The organism is Terriglobales bacterium, from assembly GCA_035567895.1.
Lineage (GTDB): Bacteria > Acidobacteriota > Terriglobia > Terriglobales > Acidobacteriaceae > Gp1-AA112.
In genome coordinates, this window is the sequence record DATMPC010000068.1 from 1 (window position 1) to 4018 (window position 4018).

Here is a 4018-nt window from a genome sequence, read left to right on the forward strand (position 1 = left end):
TGGCGGCGAACCAATCAACTTGGCGATTTCGTGCGAGTGCTGAAATTCGGCGCAATCCACCTTGATCACAGCCCGGCTGTCTCCGAACAAGATCTCCGCGGCGGCCTCGACCGTGCGCGTTTTTCCTGAACCGGTCGGTCCGAGAAATAGGAGGTTTCCCACTGGGCGGCCGGCAGAATGCAGGCCCGCGCAGAACACCTGATACAGATCGACGAGCGCTTGCACGGCCTCATTCTGCCCAACTACTCGCTGCCGCAATTCCTCCTCGAATTGACGCGACGTGGAACTCCGCTTTCTCGGGTCGAGCTCCTCGTTTTGGACCAATTTTGCTGCTGTTGGCATAAAGTTCTCCATTACTCATGTAACTACCAGGCCTTTGGGTTGAGTCTCATTGCCACTGCGCTTGTTTCGATGAGATTCACGTAAGACAGAGGCAATCCCGCATCCAAACACAATTTCTTGAAAGGAAGAGGTTTAGTCAGTGCTGCGATGCCCGGGTTTCCGACAAATGGCGAGACTCCGGGCAGAACAATCGTTCGAGAGCTTGCTTCATCATAACGAACTGCGGCTTCCCACTTGAGCGATCAGAGCAAAGTGGTACCAATCCATTCCCAATTCGTGGTACTCAAAAGGCTCTGATTTCGCGATGTCTTCTTGGCTGTGATCCTTCAATCTTGAAGTTGTGAAAAGGCATTTGGAATGGCTCGCGCACTAAGCGATCTCGGTAAGGATAGAGAGTCGCCATATGTAAGAGTAATTTGTGGGAGACGGGAGCCCTCAAGTTCCCGAATAGGGCTTAAGGCGATTCTTGTTAATCTTGAGTGACCGAATCTTCGATTCCAGCGTGGACCGCGCGATCCCTAGCTTCGCGGCGGCACCCGACGGTCCGGACACCCGTCCTTGGCATTCTCGCAGAGCTGCTTCGATGATTTCCTTTTCTTGAGCGGCCACCTTCTCCGAGAGATAAAGCTGGCTCTCCGCGTTCTCTTCCGGCGGCTGTTGGGACAGCCAGCTCTCATCCACCGAAAAACTCGCTGTCTCACATAGGATTACAGATCGTTCGATGACGTTCTGTAATTCGCGTATGTTCCCGGGCCAGGGGTATGACTGAAGTACTTGCAGTGTTCTCTTCTCGACGCTCCTGAAGTGCTTGCCTGCTTTTCGTGCATACCGATCGATAAAGTATTCGACCAGCAAGGGAATGTCCTCTTTTCGTTCTCGAAGAGAAGGAATTTCAATCGGGAAAACGTGCAGGCGGTAAAACAAATCGCTACGGAACGACCCATCGCTGATAGCGGCCTGCAAGTCACGGTTCGTGGCGGTGATCACCCGGACGTCAGCGCGTAATGCACGCGTCCCGCCGACGCGTTCAAACTCATGCTCCTGCAAGACACGCAAGAGGGCAATTTGGGTCTCGGCTGGAAGTTCTCCGACTTCGTCCAGGAAGAGCGTACCGCCATTTGCTAATTCAAACCTACCCAAACGCTGCTGAGTCGCGCCCGTAAAGGCACCCTTCTCGTGCCCGAACAACTCCGAGGCGATCAGTTCACGCGGGATAACAGCGCAGTTCACGCTAACGAATGCGCGCGAACTGCGATCTGATCGTCGGTGGATGGCACGCGCGACAAGCTCCTTGCCCGTTCCCGTTTCGCCAGTTATGAGGACCGTAGAATTGCTCGGCGCAACTTTGGAAATGCGCGATAGCACAGTTTGCAAAGCTGCAGAGGTTCCAACAATCTCTTCGAACATCGAGGCCTTATCGATTTCTTCTCGGAGAGCGACGTTTTCGCTCCGAAGTCTGTCTTCGCCCTGCTTGCGATCCTCAATGTCGGTGCAGGCGACATACCATCGCATGACCTGACCGTTGTTGTCGCGCACAGGGTTGTACCGAGCCAGAAACCAACGATAACTTCCATCAGCTTTGCGCAGCCGCACCTCCAACTCGTAAGCAGCGCCACTTGATAGAGCACGATCCGCATAGGTCTTGAACCGTTCTGAATCGTCAGGATGAACTCCGTCGGCAAAGCTCCTTTGCCGCCATTCATCAAGACTGATGCCTAGGTAATCGAGCGCGCCGCGGTTGGCACAGAGACGTTCGCGGTTGGCACCGAAAACCGCGACAAGTTGAGGCGTGAAGTCCAGCATCTGCCGGAGCTCCGCTTCCTGCCCCCGGATCCTTTCTTCAGCAGCCTTGCGGTCGGTCACGTCCATCGAGCTGCCCACGAACTGTACGAGTTCTCCCGCCGTGCCTAAGACGGGATGGTCCACGGTTTGAACCCACTTGATCTTTCCGTCGGGCATCAGAATGCGAAACTCTACGTCGTAACCCGACCTCTCGTGAATTGCTCGTTCGATCGTTCCTTGCCACAGGGCTCGATCCTCCGGATGCACCCGCTGCAGCCGTTCTTCCCACCGTGGCATCCCTAGTTTCGGATCAAATCCGTATATACGGTACCATTCATCTGAAAGATGCAGCGGCTCCCTTCCTGCCACCTGCCAGACCCAACTGCCCATGTGGGCAAGCCGCTGTGCTTCGGCCAAGTACGCTTCACTGCTCCGGAGGGCCTCCTCAGCTCGCTTGCGATCTTCAATGTCGGTGAGGACGCCATACCATTTGACGATGTTGCCAGCCTCATCTCGCAGGGGGATGCCACGCTGTAAATGCCAACGATATTGCCCGTCCGCGCGCCGGAAACGCACCTCGTCCTCACAAGGCTCGCCGCTGGCAATGCACGCGAGCCAGCTTGCGTTGTGTCGCTCAAGATCATCGGGGTGAGTTGCGGCCTGCCAACCTGATCCGGCGATCTGCTCTGGCGGCATCCCACAGTACTCTACGAATCGGCTGTTAACGTAAGAATTCGAGCCGTCCGGTAGTGCGCTCCACACTATCGCTGGAATGGTATCGACCACCTCGCGAAGCTCTGCTTCTTGTTCTATGATCACCGCTTCTGCGTGGCGTTGCTCGTCTTCTGCGCGCTTACGATCGGTGATATCCATCACAGTCCCCACTATTTCACGCAGGTCGCCGCATCGATCGAGGACCACATGGCCGGTGGACCGGATGCTCCTGATTCCCGTGATGGGGTGAACGAAACGCAAGTCCAGTTCGAAATCCGCCTTGTCGCGGATGGCTCTGTCGAACTGCTCCCGGATCGCGGCCCGCTCTTCCGGAAGGATCCGCTGAAAAAATGTTTCTAGTAGTGGTAGTGGCTCAGCGGGGTCGTAACCCAGCACGCGATAGCACTCCGCCGACCAGTAACTGGGTTCACCGCTCGCAACGTTCCAGGCCCAACTGCCGGTGTGGCTCAGCCTCTGCGCTTCCGCCAAGTACGCTTCACTGCTCAAGAGGGCTTCCTCAGCCGCCTTGCGCTCGGTGATGTCGGTCACCGCACCGACAAACTCGCGATTGCCAGATGCATCCTGTAAAACGTGAGCTAAGGCGTGGACGTGCTTGACTCGCCTATCAGGCAGTAGCAAGCGATAGGCATGCTCGAAATCTGTCGCTCCCGCAAAGGCGCGATTAATGACCCCTTTGAAGTCGGCGCGGTCCTCGGGATGGACGCGCTGCACCACTGAATCTATTGTTAGCTTGACAGAGCGGTCGTACTCGAAAATACGGTAGGTTTCATCTGACCAGACAATCTCGCCAGTGTCAGGTTTCCATCCGAAGCTGCCTGTGTGACTGAGCCTTTGGGCTTCGGCCAGGTATGCTCCACGTCGCCGGAGGTCCTGGGTCAGGAGCTCGTGTTCGGTTACATCTATGGCGCTACCAACGTATTTTTTCGGGCTTTGCTTTTCGCCAACGGGAGCACCAACGCAGCGAATGTACCGGACCTCGCCGTTGGGACGCACGATGCGCTTGGTGGCATCGAAGGGCGAAGCTTTCGCCAATATTCCCTTGATCAGGTTCGCCATGGACTCGCGATCCTGTGGATGGACACAATCCAGGTAATCCTGAATACCAGGCGGCTTGCTGGCCGGATCGAGTCCGTGCATCCGAAATAATTCGGGAGACCAG

Annotated in this window: 2 protein-coding genes; both read right to left on the minus strand. The window is 56.1% G+C overall.

Going from position 1 to position 4018, the window contains the following annotated elements:
- On the minus strand, nt 1–342 hold a 342-nt coding region (locus VNX88_14460; protein HWY69870.1), incomplete at its 3' end, for an AAA family ATPase.
- A gap of 435 nt (nt 343–777) precedes the next feature.
- On the minus strand, nt 778–4018 hold a 3241-nt coding region (locus VNX88_14465), incomplete at its 5' end, for a PAS domain-containing protein (GenBank protein HWY69871.1).